This is a genomic window from Rothia sp. HMSC068E02 (assembly GCF_001813565.1).
In the GTDB taxonomy this organism is placed as follows: domain Bacteria; phylum Actinomycetota; class Actinomycetes; order Actinomycetales; family Micrococcaceae; genus Rothia.
In genome coordinates this window covers 19,043-34,136 of sequence record NZ_KV812893.1, presented here as the reverse complement: position 1 = coordinate 34,136, position 15,094 = coordinate 19,043, and the positions used below count along the sequence as shown (strand labels likewise).

13 protein-coding genes are annotated in these 15,094 nt (G+C 56.9%); 6 read left to right on the top strand and 7 right to left on the bottom strand.

Annotation, left to right across the window (positions count from 1 at the left end; all coding sequences use genetic code 11):
- Positions 1–220 precede the first annotated feature (220 nt).
- A complete protein-coding gene (locus HMPREF2919_RS07360) occupies positions 221–757 on the top strand; it encodes a GTPase (protein ID WP_246824070.1) in 537 nt (178 codons plus the stop codon).
- A 299-nt stretch (positions 758–1,056) separates the two neighbouring features.
- Positions 1,057–2,253: a D-mannonate dehydratase gene (locus HMPREF2919_RS07355; RefSeq protein WP_246824069.1), complete on the top strand. Its 1,197-nt coding sequence runs from the start codon at positions 1,057–1,059 to the stop codon at positions 2,251–2,253.
- Positions 2,254–2,275: 22 nt separating this feature from the next.
- Here the strand turns inward: HMPREF2919_RS07355 and HMPREF2919_RS07350 are convergent, their stop codons facing one another.
- On the bottom strand, positions 2,276–2,908 hold the full coding sequence (locus HMPREF2919_RS07350) for a LysE/ArgO family amino acid transporter (RefSeq protein WP_070667033.1): 633 nt from the start codon (positions 2,906–2,908) through the stop codon (positions 2,276–2,278).
- A gap of 208 nt (positions 2,909–3,116) precedes the next feature.
- Here HMPREF2919_RS07350 and HMPREF2919_RS07345 point away from each other — a divergent pair, with 208 nt between their 5' ends.
- On the top strand, positions 3,117–4,034 hold the full coding sequence (locus HMPREF2919_RS07345) for a LysR family transcriptional regulator ArgP (protein WP_049350261.1): 918 nt from the start codon (positions 3,117–3,119) through the stop codon (positions 4,032–4,034).
- Positions 4,035–4,218: 184 nt separating this feature from the next.
- On the opposite strand, the gene HMPREF2919_RS07340 is transcribed toward HMPREF2919_RS07345, so the two are convergent.
- Entirely contained in the window at positions 4,219–4,533 is a 315-nt protein-coding gene (locus tag HMPREF2919_RS07340) for a cell division protein CrgA (RefSeq protein ID WP_005507388.1), read from the bottom strand.
- 159 nt (positions 4,534–4,692) lie between these two features.
- Here HMPREF2919_RS07340 and HMPREF2919_RS07335 point away from each other — a divergent pair, with 159 nt between their 5' ends.
- The 3 genes from HMPREF2919_RS07335 to HMPREF2919_RS07330 are packed head-to-tail and all read left to right on the top strand — an operon-like array spanning position 4,693 to position 6,271.
- Positions 4,693–5,442: a class E sortase gene (locus tag HMPREF2919_RS07335; RefSeq protein ID WP_049357204.1), complete on the top strand. Its 750-nt coding sequence runs from the start codon at positions 4,693–4,695 to the stop codon at positions 5,440–5,442.
- A 19-nt stretch (positions 5,443–5,461) separates the two neighbouring features.
- Complete coding sequence (locus HMPREF2919_RS09205) at positions 5,462–5,623, top strand: hypothetical protein (protein ID WP_005508086.1); 162 nt, start codon at positions 5,462–5,464, stop codon at positions 5,621–5,623.
- Between the two features lie 15 nt (positions 5,624–5,638).
- Positions 5,639–6,271: an aminodeoxychorismate/anthranilate synthase component II gene (locus HMPREF2919_RS07330; RefSeq protein WP_012904364.1), complete on the top strand. Its 633-nt coding sequence runs from the start codon at positions 5,639–5,641 to the stop codon at positions 6,269–6,271.
- Between the two features lie 212 nt (positions 6,272–6,483).
- Here HMPREF2919_RS07330 and pknB read toward each other — a convergent pair whose 3' ends face one another.
- The 5 genes from pknB to HMPREF2919_RS07305 are packed head-to-tail and all read right to left on the bottom strand — an operon-like array spanning position 6,484 to position 15,093.
- The gene (gene pknB / locus HMPREF2919_RS07325; RefSeq protein WP_070667031.1) at positions 6,484–8,643 is read right to left on the bottom strand and encodes a Stk1 family PASTA domain-containing Ser/Thr kinase; all 2,160 of its coding nucleotides are present in this window, start codon (positions 8,641–8,643) and stop codon (positions 6,484–6,486) included.
- 47 nt (positions 8,644–8,690) lie between these two features.
- The gene (locus tag HMPREF2919_RS07320) at positions 8,691–10,448 is read right to left on the bottom strand and encodes a protein kinase domain-containing protein (protein WP_070667029.1); all 1,758 of its coding nucleotides are present in this window, start codon (positions 10,446–10,448) and stop codon (positions 8,691–8,693) included.
- Positions 10,445–11,884: a peptidoglycan D,D-transpeptidase FtsI family protein gene (locus HMPREF2919_RS07315; RefSeq protein WP_070667027.1), complete on the bottom strand. Its 1,440-nt coding sequence runs from the start codon at positions 11,882–11,884 to the stop codon at positions 10,445–10,447. The genes HMPREF2919_RS07320 and HMPREF2919_RS07315 overlap by 4 nt, the downstream gene beginning before the upstream one ends.
- Positions 11,877–13,337, bottom strand: coding sequence for an FtsW/RodA/SpoVE family cell cycle protein (locus HMPREF2919_RS07310; RefSeq protein WP_005507381.1), 1,461 nt, complete (start codon positions 13,335–13,337; stop codon positions 11,877–11,879). Before HMPREF2919_RS07310 ends, HMPREF2919_RS07315 begins: the two co-directional genes overlap by 8 nt.
- A complete protein-coding gene (locus HMPREF2919_RS07305; protein ID WP_070667025.1) occupies positions 13,330–15,093 on the bottom strand; it encodes a PP2C family protein-serine/threonine phosphatase in 1,764 nt (587 codons plus the stop codon). Before HMPREF2919_RS07305 ends, HMPREF2919_RS07310 begins: the two co-directional genes overlap by 8 nt.
- Between the last annotated feature and the right edge of the window lies 1 nt (position 15,094).

Below are 15,094 nucleotides of genomic sequence, written 5' to 3'. Positions count from 1 at the left end.
TTGCGTTCACTGTATGGTTTTTGGATAACAATCCAATAGGCAATAAAAAGAGCCCGCTTGCGCGGGCTCTTTTGCTTTAACAGCTAAAGCTAGAAAGGGGCAGACCCATACGGGTCTGCCCCTTTTTTTGTGCCCTCAGACCCTTGTCTATGATGCTTTGTCTACAAGGAGAATGCTCTTCACAGACACACTGCGATAGAGTAGAACCATGCACTACCCCATGTTTTCCCACGCACCAGAGCCAGTCGATCAGCAGCGCCAACACAACGGTGAAGAACGAACGGTAGCACTCTACGCAGAGAGCACACTGGAGCCTCACGAAACCTGGGCAGCACTGACCGAATACATTCACCTCTGGTGGCCCAGGCAGCTCCTACAGAGCGAAGAAAGCCATATCGACCTCTCCACCGAGCTACTGCTCGAAGAGACCGCAGACGGGGACATTATTCCTGTAGCACGCATTATCCAATGCGAGAACGAAGACGTGCTCACCATCGCACCCTACCCAGGTACACGCCTGGGGCGGCTCATGGGCGTAGCTGAAGAATCAGAAGAAAGCCTGAGCCTCATCCTGGATGCCCTGGCACCGGAGACTGCAGAAGGACCGTTATCCCTGCTCGAAATCAGTAGCGGTACCTACACAGGTCGTGAGGACGAGGAGCTGGGCATCTACGCGGCACAAGAAGAAGCAGCTGCCCTCCTCATGGGCGCATACAGCCGCTTTATCGGAGCTGAACTCCAGCGAGAAGAACTATAGGGGCCTTCGGATAAAAGAGGTTCTCAACCCCTGTAGAGTGGTATGTCATGAGCGCACAGGACCAGAACACCCCGTAGCAGAAGGACGCACGCCCCATCTGGGCGCGGCTGCGTACTAAAGCCACTACAGAAGCGGTGCAACCTCAGCATTACACCACTCAGCACTACAGCAAGGCTGACATGCTAAAGCAGAGCAATATCTGGTTCCGTAAACAGGGTGTGCCCCTCATCATTCCTGCACGTCAACGTGCTCTCGATGCGTTCCCACGCTCTGTACCGTGGATCCTGTGGGCTGGCATCATGCATATCTGCTATATCTTCCTGCGCGACCTTCTCCTCTTCGTCGTAGAGGACGTGAAAGGCTCCCTACCGGACTACATCAAAACTCTCACAAGCGATAGCACCCTCAGCAACGAAGTACTCCCAGTGCTCGTACTCGGTGGTATCTTCCTCGTGATGCCGATAATCTCCGGTGTGTTCATTACTCTTGCCTACGTGCTGATGGTCCGCACTCCGAAGTGGGTTCAAATCACCACGGGTATTCTTACCGTACTTTTTGCCGGCATGCTCTTTGTCGCCAGTGTCTTTGAATCCAGCAGCCTCGACTGCCTCGACTTCGTCTACGACGGTTCCCAAGTATTCCCGCTCATCGTTGTGGGCATCTACCTCGCCATCTTCCTCGGCGTAGACACCATCCTAGGGTGGTCCTTCAAACACGCCATCCACCAGCTCGCCTCCCTGCCGCCCATGATCGCGAAAGTACTACCCGTACTCATGGTGTCCGTGCTCTTCATCTTCGTGAATGCAGACCTCTGGAAGCTCGCCAACGGGCTCAGCTTCCCGCGCACCTGGGCTGTTCTGGGGCTCATGGGGCTCCTCGCCGTGTTCGTGGTCGTCACGACCTCCCTAGAGCGCACAGCACGCCTTCTAGGACGCAACAGAGGCGACGACATCGCACGCTTTAGCGACAACGACTACGAGTATGCCGCAGCCCTCGAAGGCGGAATCTGGAACACTGCCCAAGACTGGGTCGAAGAGAAGAAAATCCTCGAACACCGACCCCTCAAAATCGCGCCCTGGAGCAACCTCATCATCATCCCCATGATCGGGCAGATTATTCAGGCGACCCTCTTCATGCTGCTCGTCTTCGGATTCTTCATGGGCTTCTCGTCCATCGCCATTAGCGATACCACCATTGAATCGTGGATGACCGTCAAACCCGAACACCTCAAAATCCTCGGCGTAGACACCAACATCAACGCCGTGGTCATCAAGGTGTCCATGATCGTTGCCGTGTTCTCCGGACTCAGCTTTGTCGCAACCACCAGTAGCGACGAAAAATACGCCCGAAGCTTCCTCAAGCCCATGATTGCGCGAATTAAGCACATCCTGGTTATTCGCGATATCTACCTGGGCCTGCTTACCATGCCCAAGAACGAAGTACTCATACCCCTCAGCGAGGAGGAGAGAGTGCAAAAAGAGCCTGACAAGGCGTAAAGAGGTTAGGTAGGGGTAGAAGCTAGTGGGTCGACAGGTTCACTGTCAGCAGGTTGAATACCAGATACACCATGAGTAGGGCCACCGCCGCATCAAGTACACGCCAGGCCTCCGGGCGGGCAAAGAGCGGACGTAAAATTCGTGAGCCGTAGCCAATCATGAGGAACCACAGCACGCTACCGCAGCAGCATCCCAGGTAATACCACCAGCGGCCAGGATCGCCCTGGGCGTTCGCCAGTGAACCCAAAAGAATAGTCGTATCCAACCACGCCAGCGGATTCAAATACGTCACCGCCGCCGTGGTCAGCAGAGCCGCCTTCAACGACTGAGAATCGCCCTCCGCATCATCCACCATGATGGAATGCGGGGTAAACACGCGCCGCCCAGCCTCAAAACCAAACCACGCCAAAAACGCCGCACCCACGTAGCGGAACACCTCAATAAACCACGGCGCCGCATCCAACAGGGCACCCAGACCCACAACGCCCAAACCAATCATCAGAGCATCCGACAGAATGCAGAAAATAATAATCGGGGTAATATGCCGACCCAAAATACCCTGACGCAGCACAAAAGTTCCCTGGGCGCCAATAGCCGCCACCAAAGAAATCGTGGTGGTAGCACCCAGAAACAGCAGGGAGAGGGATGCGGACATCGTGAAACTTTCTCTGTTGATCAAACGGGGTATGAACCCGCGTACGCAGTGGTGGGTAGCGGCTCTCTTACTACCAGCTTGCCAGGCAAAAGCTCGCGACGCAGGGATAAAGCCTGCGTTAGCTGAAGTGTGAAGTGCCAGAGACGAGAATACGGGAAAAAGGACCCTAAATCTATCTAAATATTTTCACACTGCGTAAGATATTCTTATGACACGTTTCAGTACCGACCAGCTCACCACCTTCGCCACCGTCATTGAATACGGCACCTTCGACGCGGCAGCAGATATCCTGCGAGTGAGCCCCTCCGCCATCTCCCAGCGCATCAAAGCCATGGAACAGATTGCCGGAAAAGTCCTGGTACGCCGAAGCAACCCCGTCACCCCCACCGACGCCGGACAAAGCGTACTGCGCATCGCCCGACAAAGCGAATTCCTGCAGCAAGAAATGGAACGCGAACTCATGGGCGCCGGCGGCTTCCAGAGCGTCTCCGTTGCCGTCAACGCCGACTCACTCGCTACCTGGTTCCTCGACGCCGTAGGAATCCTCAGCCGCGAAGACAGCATCTTCTGTGACCTGCGACGAGAAGGCGAATTCCACTCCTCCGCTATGCTCCGATCCGGAGAAGTCATGGCAGTCATCACCTCCAAACCCGAAAAAATCCCCGGCTGCTCCGTCGAAACCCTCGGTGTGGCACGCTACTGGTGCGTTGCCACCCCCGACTTCGTGCAGCGGTACCTGCCCGGCTGGCCCAAGACCATGAGTCGCGAAGAGCTCAATCGTGCCCCCGTCGTCGAATACGACCGTAAAGACTTTGTGCAGGATGTGGCGCGAGCCCTCATCGAAAAAGAGGTAGGTCTAGAGGCTGAAGAAACCTTCACCCAAAGCCCCACCATCTACATTCCCTCATCTCCGGACTATGCGCGAGCCGTCAGCTCCGGTATTGCCTGGGGTCTCATTCCTGAGGCGCAATGCGCCGAAGAGCTCGAAAGCGGGCACCTCGTGAAGCTCGCCGCAACCCCGGTAGAATTCCCCCTCTACTGGCAGCGCTGGAATATCAACTCGCCCGTTATGGAGACCGTAACCCGCCGCGTCCACGAAGCGGCGCGAGGCGACCTGATCTACTAAAGAGTTCCTTGTGTCAAGATTCTAAACTTAACCTAAAATATTAAAAATATATACTTGACTAGATTATATGCTTATATAAGCATATAAGAACCGGGTAATAAAACCTCTCGATACCCACCACACATAGAGAGGCGGCCGCCCCACACGGGACGGCCGCCTCTCTATAAGCTCTAACGCCTAAACTCTAGCGCCAACGAGTCATCATCAGCATGCTCACCATCATGGCGCCCACACCAACACTCACATTCCACATACCCAAATCAGGAATCGGGAATAGGCCCTGCGTAATGTAGAAAACAATAATCCACAGAATGCCCACCGCCAACAGCGAGAACATAATCACGCGGTACCACAACGGAGTCTGCTCCTTCAGCTGCGTGCCGCTCTCCATCTCACGAGCAATCTCACGCAGACGCAGCTCGCTCGCATCCTCCACCTCAGACTTAGCAGACTTCTGAGACTTCTTCTTGGACGATGCCTTAGCCGAGTTGGTCGACATACTTCCTCCGCTTATTGTTGTATGGGTAACCTAAAAATATATGTTCACACCTATCTTTGCAGACTTACGGGATGATTTCACCTTCTCCGTGCGTTGAAAGATAAGGAACGCCACCCGGCGCCCAAGAACATACACAACCCAAAGGACAAAGGAGAACGCATGAGCCAAGGAACGGCACCCACCGCAGAGCGCCGCCCCCGCACCGTGCTGCACTGGATTATCCAGATTACAGGCGAACTCCTTATCACCGTCGGCCTCCTGCTACTGCTCTTCGTCGCATGGCAGCTCTGGTGGACCAACATCGACGCCGACCGCACCCAATCCCAAGCCGTCAGCACCCTCGTCCAGGAATTCGACTCCAACCCCGCCGAACCCCTCCCCGACTGGAACCCCAACACCCCTCCCGCAGGTCTGAGCGAACCCGGCCACGGTGAAGTCTTCGGCGTCGTCTACATCCCCAAGTTCGGATCCGACTACCAGCGCCCCGCCACCCAAGGCACCAGCTCCGACGTGCTCGACTCCCTCGGACTCGGCCACTACGAAGGAAGCGCCATGCCCGGACAGGTCGGCAACTTCTCCCTCGCAGGCCACCGCCAAACCCGCGGTAAAGTCCTCAACGACATCGACCTGCTCACCGAAGGCGACCACATCTACGTGCGCACCAAAGACGGCTACTACACCTACACCGTCTACAGCCACGAAATCGTGCAGCCCGACCAGGTAGAAGTCATCGAACCCGTCCCCGGACAGCCCGGCGTAGCACCCACCGAGCGCCTCCTGACGCTCACCACCTGCCACCCGCGCTACGGCGACACCGAACGATACATTGTCCACGCCCGCCTCGAATCCTGGCGGCCCGCCGCAGCCGGAGCGCCCGCAGAAATTGCCGCCTCCGTAGCAGGATCCTAAATCAGAGAGGAAAAGCAAGATGTACGCATGGATTTTCCGCCACCTCCCCGGCCCCCTGTGGGTTCGCATCATCATCGCCATCGCGCTGATACTCGCCGTAGTCTACCTGCTCATGGAATTCGTCTTCCCCCACTTCGCAGAGTACGGCCCCTTTAACCTGAACGTCACCATCAACCATTAGCGCTAAGGACGTGCCATGACCCGCATCCTTGTTATCGACAACTACGACAGCTTCGTCTTCACCCTCGTCGGCTACATCCAGCAGCTCGGCGCTGAAACCACCGTCATCCGTAACGACGAATACGAGCTCGCCGAAGTCATCAAGCTCGCCGAAGAACACGATGGCGTGCTTGTCTCTCCCGGCCCCGGTGCCCCCGCAGAGGCAGGCGTCATCATTGACACCATCCGCTGGGCAGCCGAAGCGAAGAAGCCGCTACTGGGTGTCTGCCTCGGCCACCAGGCCATCGCGGAGGCATTCGGCGGCACCGTCACCCACGCCCCCGAGCTGATGCACGGCAAGACCTCCCGCCTCGTGCACGAGAACGTCTCCGTGTTCAAGGACGTGCCCTGCCCCTTCACCGCGACCCGCTACCACTCCCTGGCGGTTGTACCCGAAACCATGCCCGAGGTCCTGGAAACCACCTCCACCACCGACAATGGCATCATCATGGGCCTGCGCCACCGCGAGGCCCCCATGCACGGCGTGCAGTTCCACCCCGAATCGGTCCTGACCGAAAGCGGATACCTCATGCTTGGCAACTGGCTCGAAGAAACCGGCCTGCAGGGAGCCGCAGAGCGCGCTAAGAGCCTCTCGCCCCTCATGGCCTAGTACTTCTAGCCTAAGAAGCCCTCAACGGCTTATATCGCCTCCAGAAGCCCCGTAGCAGACACGCTACAGGGAAACTGGAGGCGATAGCTATATCTGGACCCCTAGCTACGAGCAAACCCAGATACACGAACAAGCCCAGATACGCGAAAAGGGGCGGCACCCCACACCCAACGGTGTGGAGCGCCGCCCCTTTTGCTAACCGCTAGAACCCCTTAGCGGGCGTTAGCGTTTGCATTATTAGCGTTGTTCGCATTGGTATTCGCGTTAGTACCCTGAATCGTACGGGTACCCGCAGTAGCGGACGCAGCCGGTGCCGGAGTAGCCGTAGCGGTAGAACGCTGCTGGTTCTGGTTACCAGTGGTAGCGTTCTGGTTACCGGTCGCCGCCGCAGGCTGAGTAGCCTGCTGGTTAGCCGCGGTAGAACGCTGCTGGTTCTGGTTACCAGTAGTAGCGTTCTGGTTACCGGTCGCTGCCGCAGGCTGAGTAGCCGCAGTAGTCGGAGCGGTCGTCTGAGTCGGAGTAGCAGCCACACGGATCGTCACAGTGCTGTTCTGAGCCACCAGAGTACCCGCCGCAGAGCTCTGCGAAAGCACAGTGCCCGCAGGACGCTCGTTAGTCTGAACAGTCTCAATGTTGGTGTTCAGCAGAACATCCTGAGCGGTCAGAGCAGCAATCGCCTGATCCTTGGTCAGACCCACCAGCGAGGGGACCTTTACCTTACCGGAGGACAGGACAATGTTCACGGTGCTACCAGCCTCAACGGTCTGAGCGCCCTTATCGTCGGTCGAGCCCTTCTCCGGGGACAGCTCCACAACCATACCGGCAGGAACGGAAGCGCTCTCCACAGTGGAGACGCGGCCATCCACCAGACCCAGGTCCTTCAGAGCGTTACGGACATACGCCTCACTCTGACCCTGCAGGTTATCCGGCAACTTGACCTTCTCCGGACCGCTCGAAACAGTCACAACCACGGTCGAGCCCTTATTAACCGTAGAACCGACACCCGGCTCAACGTTGATAACGTCGCCCTTCTTGATGTTGTCCGAGTAGCCCTGACGGTACTCCACCACGAAGCCTCGGTTACGCAGCTGGTTATCGGCATCATCGCGGGAAACATTCACCACAGCCGGAACCTGAACCTGCGGAACCTCATTGAGCTTGTTCTGGTAGTACAGAACCGAGCCGACACTGAAAACCAGCAGAGCCACAATCAGAGTACCCACAAGGAAACGAACCCACGCACGCTTACGCGGCGAAGACTCATCGTACTCTGCGTACTCCTCCTCGTCATACAGTTCCTCATCGTCTTCATACTCGAAGAAGCCGTTGAGGCCGCCGTCTTCCACCGAAGCCTCAGTAATCGAGGTGGTGTACGGGGCGTAATCCTCACCCAGGGAAGCAGTAGTCGCCGAAGGAACAAAAGCAGTAGTCATCGCTGCATCCTGCACCACGGTCTCTTCACCCGGGCGAACAACCGACACCAGAGCCTGAGCGAACTCAGCCGCGCTCTGATAACGCTCATCCGGGTTCTTCGCCAGACCCTTCAGAATCACAGCATCCAGACCAGCAGGAACCTCAAGCGGGGTGAACTTGCTCGGAGGCTCAGGGGCATCCGAAAGATGCTTAGCCGCGAGATCAACATTCGACTCAGCGTCAAACGGAGAACGACCAGCAATCATCTCGTAAATCACGCAAGCAGCAGAGTACAGGTCGCTACGGGCGTCAACTTCCTTGCCGCTCACTTGCTCAGGGGACATGTAGCGTGCGCTACCCATCACCACATTAGCCTTGGTCAGCGCCTCGCCAGCTTCCTCAATGGCACGGGAAATACCGAAATCCATGACCTTAATCTGGCCCGGCTGACCCTTAGCGATATCCTCGCTGGTACGCTCCAGCACCATAATATTCGCCGGCTTAATATCGCGGTGAATGATGCCCATCGAGTGGCTGTACTGCAAAGCACCCAGCAGCTGCTCGGAATAACCCAAAGCATCACGGACCGGCAGATGACCGCCACGGGACAGAATGGAACGCAGAGTATGACCCTCCACGTACTCCATCACGATATAAGGAATAGCGGTGCCCTCTTCCGAAGAAGCAGACTCCCCGCCACCCTGCGAAGGGTTATACGAACCGGTGTCATAGACAGCAACAATCGCAGGATTGTTCAGAGACGCCACAGCCTCCGCCTCACGCTTAAAGCGTGCGCGGAACGTATCGTCCTGGGCCTGCTCCGGGCGCAGAATCTTAAGCGCAACCTTGCGGCCGAGGCGAGTATCCTCGGCAGCATAAACGGTTGCCATCGCACCGGTACCGATTACCTCGAGTACCTTGTAACGGTTATCAACCGTGTCGGGAACCGACAGGTCCATAAGTTCTCCTGGATCACTAAGACTAAAACTAAATCAAAACGTAGGGGCTAACGCGCCGACGCAGAAGCGGAAGCAGAAGCCGACGCAGACGGTGCAGCAGAAGCGCTCGCACTCGAACCCCTACCCGAACTGGAAGAGGCCACATACATGTCTACATTACTACCAACCGTAACCTTGGTGCCAGATGAGGGGGTAGTACGAAGCACCGTACCGGGGGCCGCAGTGTCCGAATTCTCATAATGCAGAGAAACATTCACACCCAAAGCGGCAACAGCCTTCGACGCCTCATCAACGTTCTTACCCTCAAGATTCGACGGCAAAGTCACCGACTTCGGACCGGTCGAATAGCGAACAGTCACGCTATTACCCTGCTCCAAAGTACCCGTCGGAGAAACCGAAATCACCGTGTTCTCCGGCTGAGTAGACTCAACACCCTCAGTCTTGGGGGACAGACCAAGGTTCTTCAGCTCGTTCACTGCGTCCTGCAGCTCGCGACCCTCATAGTTAATCGCGTTGACGGTCACCTTCTGCTTTGCAGCACGGGCAGAAGCAGACTCAGTCGGCTCCACCGTAGAAACGGTACCCGTGTTCGTCGGAACAACAGACGAAGAAGCGCTCGGAACCGGATCAGTCGAACCGCCACCATTATTGGAGGAGAGGACTGTCCAAATACCGCCAGCGATCAGCACGATTGCCAGAAGCAGAGCAACCCACATCCACATGTTCGGGCCACGCTTAGCCGGAGGGGCAACAGCAGCCTTCACACGACCCGAAGCCGGACGCATGGTCTGCGCACCCGTACGAGGAATAGGCGCCGTCGTCGGCTCCGGCGAGAAACGACCACCAGAACCAAAACGCGGAGTAGCAGAAGCGCTAATCGGCTCCGCCGCCACATCCATCGCAGTCATAGCGACAGTACCGTCGTCAGCATTCTCCTCAGCCAAGAACTGAGCCAAAGAAGGAACAGCCTTCACCGCTGCCTTCAGATCGCGGCGACGAATCGCATCCACCGCAGAAGCCAGAGCGGTCGCATCCTTAGGACGCTGAGCCGGGTCCTTCGCCAACAAGCACATAATCAGCGCACGAGCAGGAGCCGGGATGGTCTCCGGAAGCGGCGGCGGCGGATCATTCACCTGAGCCAACGCAATCGCAATCTGCGACTCACCCGTAAACGGACGACGACCCACCAGGCACTCATAACCAATAATGCCCAACGAGTACATATCCGAAGATGCGGTAGCAGCCTGACCGGTTGCCTGCTCCGGCGCCAAATACTGGGCGGTGCCCATCACCTGGCCGGTAGCCGTCAACGGCACCTGATTAGCCAGACGAGCAATACCGAAATCAGTCACCTTCACGCGATCATCCGGGGTGATGATAAGGTTACCCGGCTTCACGTCACGGTGCACCAGACCCTGCGAATGAGCCGCAGCCAACGCGCGAGCGGTCTGAGCAATGAAGTTCAGAACACGGTCCGGCGGCAGGGTAGTCTCGTGCTCGATAATGCTCGAGAGCGGATTACCCGGCACCAGCTCCATGACCAGGTACGCGGAGTTGTCCTCCTCGCCGTAGTCGAAAACGTTCGCTACACCGGGGTGGTTCAACAACGCCGTATTACGGGCCTCAGCGCGGAAACGCTCCAAGAAGCCCGGGTCACCGGTGTACTCCTCCTTGAGGATCTTGACCGCAACGATGCGTCCAAGCACCTTGTCGCGAGCTTTCCACACCTCGCCCATACCGCCAATCGCGATACGTTCGGTTAGGGTGTAGCGCCCGCCCAAAGTGATATCAGCCGCAGGCCTCACTTGTTCAACACCGCCTCAAAGAGTTGCTTACTAGTACTGGTTGCCAACTGGGCACCGGTCGCCACATCAATATCCTCATAAACCACAGCAATCGCAATCTGAGGATCATCAGCCGGAGCAAAACCGGTAAACCAAGAATTATTCAAACCTGCCGTAGTCTCCGCGGTACCGGTCTTACCCGCCACCTTCACACCGGGGACACCAGCATTACGTGCAATACCATTATCAACCGCATTCACCATCCACTGCTTCACCTGGTTAGCAACTTCAGGGCTAGTGGACGTACGCAGCTTCTCAGGAGAGAACTCCTGCAAAGTGCTCAGGTTGCTGGTCTTCACCGAACGAATCAGGTTCGGCTTCATCTGCACGCCGCCATTCGCAATCGCCGCAGAAGTCATCGCCACCTGCAACGGAGTGGTCTTCACGTCGTACTGACCAATCGCCGACTGAGCCAGCTGGCTCTGCGTCAGATTCGACGGGAAAGACGACTTAGAAACCGTCAAAGGAATCTTCAAATCCTGGCCGTAACCAAAATTCTCAGCGGTCTTCGCGATACGCTCCTGACCCAGATCCATTGCAATCTGCGCAAACGGCGTATTGCAGGACTGAGCCAAAGCCCACTCAATCGTCGCCTGAGTGCGGGGTGAACACTGACCGCCCGTATAGTTCGGCAGGGTAATGTTCGTGCCCGGCAGCGGCAACTGCGCGGGGTTCGGAATGACCGAGGATGCGTTGTACTTGCCGGATTCCAGAGCCGCCACCGCATCAATAATCTTGAAGGTCGAACCCGGCGAATAGGTGTTACCCGCAATCGCACGGTTAAACAGGGGGCTGTCCTCGTCAGAAGTCAGCGCCTGGTAATTCGCCAGAACCGAAGAGCTCGTATGAGCCGACAGAAGATTCGGATCATAGGACGGCGAAGAAGCCATCGCCAGAATCTCACCGGTCTTCGGGTTCAACGCCACCACAGCACCCTTACGGCCCTGCAGTGCGTTGTAGGCAATGTCCTGAAGCTTCGAATTAATCGTCAGCTCCACGCTAGCGCCCTGCGCGGAAGAACCGCTAAACAGCTGCGCCACACGGTCGTAGAACTGGCTATCGCTCGTGCCGGCAAGCTCCTTATCGAGTGCCGCTTCCAGCCCGGTCGCGCCATAAATCGTGGAGAAGTAACCGGTCAGAGCCGCATACTTGAGCGGGTGGTTGTACACACGCTGGTAGTTGTACTCATCATCGGACTTCACCGACGAAGCAATCTCCGTACCGTCAACCACAATCGAACCACGTGCCGAACCGTAATTGTCGTAGAGCGCTCGAGAATTCCACTGATTATTCATCAGCGTCTTCGAATCGAAGAACTGAATATAGCTGAGGGTACCCATCAGCAGGACAAACACGCACGCGGCAGACATCCACATGCGGCGAATAGCCCTATCCATTCTTCTCACCTCCAGAATCCTTAGCCGTAATACGCGCCAGAACGCTAGTAGCACCCTCCGGCTCGTAGCTAGTGTCCGCATGGTCAATACCCTGCGGAGCATCGTAACCAGCCACCAGGTGAGGTGCACGGGCACTATGAGAAATCGACAGCCACAGCGCCACAATAATCCAGTTAGCCACCAACGAGGAGCCACCGGCAGACATGAAAGGAGTCGTCAGACCGGTCAGCGGAATCAAACGAGTCACGCCACCAATCACCACGAACAGCTGCAGAACCATGACCGTAGACAGGCCGGCAGCCAGCAACTTACCGAAACCATCACGAGTACCCAACGCCGCACGGTAACCGCGCGAGACCAGGAGCATGAACATCATCAGGATCGCACCCAGACCAACCAGGCCCAGCTCCTCACCCAACGAGGAAATAATCATGTCCGAGTTAGCGTACGGGACGAGGTTCGCGCGGCCCTGACCCCAACCGCGGCCAAAAAGACCGCCGTAAGCCAGACCAAAAACGCCCTGCAGGATCTGACCCGAACCGCCAGGAGACGCCTGGTAAATCTCCGGATCAAAAGCGTGCACCCACGCATAAATACGGGCATGCACGTGCGAGACATAGTGGTACGCGAAATAGCCACCCACAGCCATACCAATACCCGCAACCACCAGCCACGAAATACGACCGGTCGACAGGTACAGCATCGCCATGAACAGACCAAAGAACATGATTGCCGAACCAAGGTCCTTCTGGAACACCAGAACACCCAGGCTCACAATCCACGCCAAGAACACCGGCGCCAAATCACGCAGACGCGGCAGATTAATCGGACCAATACGGCGGCCAGCCACCAGAATCAGGTCACGGTGCGTCGCCAAATAGCCAGCGAAGAAAATCGCCAAAGTAATCTTTGCGACCTCACCCGGCTGGAACGTGCGGTTACCGATATGAATCCAAATACGAGCACCATTGAGCTCCATACCCAGACCCGGAACCAGCGGCATGATGAGCAGAATCATCGACAACACCAGCGAGGTGTACGTGACCTTACGTAGCAGACGGTAATCCCTGAGCACGAACACGATAATCGCGCACAGCACCATAGACACGCCGGTCCACATCAGCTGACCATCACCCACCGGCGCCGCAATCTGCGGGTCCAGACGATAAATCATGGTCAAACCAATACCGTTCAGCGCCACCACCAGCGGCAGAATAAACGGATCAGCATAACGTGCGCGGAACTGCATGACTAGGTGAATCAGAAGAGCACCGGCACCCAGCACCACCGTGCACGGCAACCACTGGCTCTTCGACGTATCAAAAGCATGCTCCGGATCAATCAGATACATGCCGAACGAGCTGATACCCACCGCCAAAACCAGCAGGAAAAGCTCCGTGAAACGGCGTGCACGAGGCGCATCCGACTCACGACGGAACGAGAACTTAGCCATTATTCTCACCGCCTACCGCAGCAGGAGCCTCCGAAGAAGCCTGCTCAGGAGCCGGGGATGCCGAATCAGAGCCCGGTGCTTCAGAGCTCGGAGCCTCACTGGGTGCCGCAGAGCTCGGGGAAGCGGAAGCGGAAGCCGAGGCAGACGCTGCAGCCTGCTCAGCCTTCTCACGCGTCTGATCCGCTTGAGTCTTCAAACGAGACACAATCTGGTGCGCATCATCCAGGTCCTTCGCCGTAATCGCATTACGCAACAAAGAACGCGTATGATCGCTCAGCTCACTCGTAGGAATATCGGTATTCTCCACCACGTGAGAAAGGCGAATCGGGCCCAACGCATGCGGAATACCGTTGTACACCGCAACCGTGCCGTCACTCTCACCCACATAGTAGCTACGCTCTACATAACGCAGACCGGTCCACGCAGCCAACGTCAAAACAGCCGCAACCAGCAGAGTAATAAACAGGCGAATCGGCCACGACCTCGGACGCGAACGCTCCTCAGTGTCCTCAGCAATCAGCTCCTCCAGCTCAGCCGGCAGGGCCGCCTCATCAGACTCAACCTTCAACGGCACACGCTGAGCCACCGTCGCACGATGCTCCAGGGTACGAGAAGTCACCGCCGGAATCATGCCGGTCTCAGTAGCCACCGAAGCGGCACCAACCAGCTGATGCGGGCGGGAACCCAACTCACTACGCAAAATCGCAGCATTCGTAAGAGCCGCATCCACGGCGTTATCGTACGTACCGATATGGTGACGCACCGCCCCAGAACCACTGTGCAACAGGGTTCCAGAGAAGTCACGAGCACGACGGAAACGGCGCAACGACCGACGATGAGGCTCCTCAGAGTCCTCATCATGGTGCGCACCCAAAATAGCCTCAGCAGCCTCAGCCGTAGCAGCAACCTCGGGAAGCTTCTGAGTATTCGTGCTGACCTCCTGCTCCGCCACAATCGAATCAGGCAGAGCAGACTCAGGCAGGCTCGAAGGACCCACCGGCTCATCCACCGGCAGAACCTCACGGTCAATCACCTGCAGGGACACAACCGTCACGTTATCCGGAGCGCCACGCTCCAAAGTCATCGCAATCAGAGTGTCAGCAATCTCAGACAGATCATCAGTAGAACGCATCACCTGCTCAATCTCCGATAGGGACACCACAGCATCCAAACCGTCAGAAGAGAGCACCCAGCGCTCGCCGGGAACAGCGTCCAGAGTCTTCAACTCCAGCTCAGGGGACGCGTCAACGTCACCCAGAACGCGCATAATCACGTTCTTATGCGGGTGGTTCTCCGCCTCCTGCGGAGTAATACGACCCTCATTGAGCAGACGCTGCACAAACGTATGGTCAGTAGAAATCTGCTCAAACTCACCATCAGCACCCGGGCGCAGACGATACGCACGCGAGTCACCAATATGAGCCAGCTCAATACAATCGCCATCAATCAGCAGGGCAGTACAGGTCGTACCCATACCCGCCAGCTGCGGGTCATTCGCCGCCAGCTCATTAATGATTAGGTTCGCGCTCTGAATCTCATCAGCCAGATAAACGCTACCGGTACCATCCTCAAAGTCAGGGTGGTCAAGCGGAGTCAAATTCAAAACCGTCGTAGCCGACGCAACATCGCCGCCCACGTGACCGCCCATGCCATCAGCAACGACAGCAAGGAAACGACCACCGTAGCCGGAGTCATCATTCTTCGAGCGTTTCAGACCCGTATCAGAGCGGGCCTCAAAACGAAAAGCAATCTTCATA

Excerpts from the sequence above, each read along its gene's own strand:
- HMPREF2919_RS07340 (WP_005507388.1), bottom strand. The coding sequence starts at position 4,533 with ATGTCGACCAACTCGGCTAAGGCATCGTCCAAGAAGAAGTCTCAGAAG.
- HMPREF2919_RS07360 (WP_246824070.1), top strand. The coding sequence starts at position 221 with ATGTTTTCCCACGCACCAGAGCCAGTCGATCAGCAGCGCCAACACAAC.
- HMPREF2919_RS07355 (WP_246824069.1), top strand. The coding sequence starts at position 1,057 with ATGCATATCTGCTATATCTTCCTGCGCGACCTTCTCCTCTTCGTCGTA.
- pknB (WP_070667031.1), bottom strand. The coding sequence starts at position 8,643 with ATGGACCTGTCGGTTCCCGACACGGTTGATAACCGTTACAAGGTACTC.
- HMPREF2919_RS07350 (WP_070667033.1), bottom strand. The coding sequence starts at position 2,908 with ATGTCCGCATCCCTCTCCCTGCTGTTTCTGGGTGCTACCACCACGATT.
- HMPREF2919_RS09205 (WP_005508086.1), top strand. The coding sequence starts at position 5,462 with ATGTACGCATGGATTTTCCGCCACCTCCCCGGCCCCCTGTGGGTTCGC.
- HMPREF2919_RS07310 (WP_005507381.1), bottom strand. The coding sequence starts at position 13,337 with ATGGCTAAGTTCTCGTTCCGTCGTGAGTCGGATGCGCCTCGTGCACGC.
- HMPREF2919_RS07335 (WP_049357204.1), top strand. The coding sequence starts at position 4,693 with ATGAGCCAAGGAACGGCACCCACCGCAGAGCGCCGCCCCCGCACCGTG.
- HMPREF2919_RS07305 (WP_070667025.1), bottom strand. The coding sequence starts at position 15,093 with ATGAAGATTGCTTTTCGTTTTGAGGCCCGCTCTGATACGGGTCTGAAA.
- HMPREF2919_RS07345 (WP_049350261.1), top strand. The coding sequence starts at position 3,117 with ATGACACGTTTCAGTACCGACCAGCTCACCACCTTCGCCACCGTCATT.
- HMPREF2919_RS07315 (WP_070667027.1), bottom strand. The coding sequence starts at position 11,884 with ATGGATAGGGCTATTCGCCGCATGTGGATGTCTGCCGCGTGCGTGTTT.
- HMPREF2919_RS07330 (WP_012904364.1), top strand. The coding sequence starts at position 5,639 with ATGACCCGCATCCTTGTTATCGACAACTACGACAGCTTCGTCTTCACC.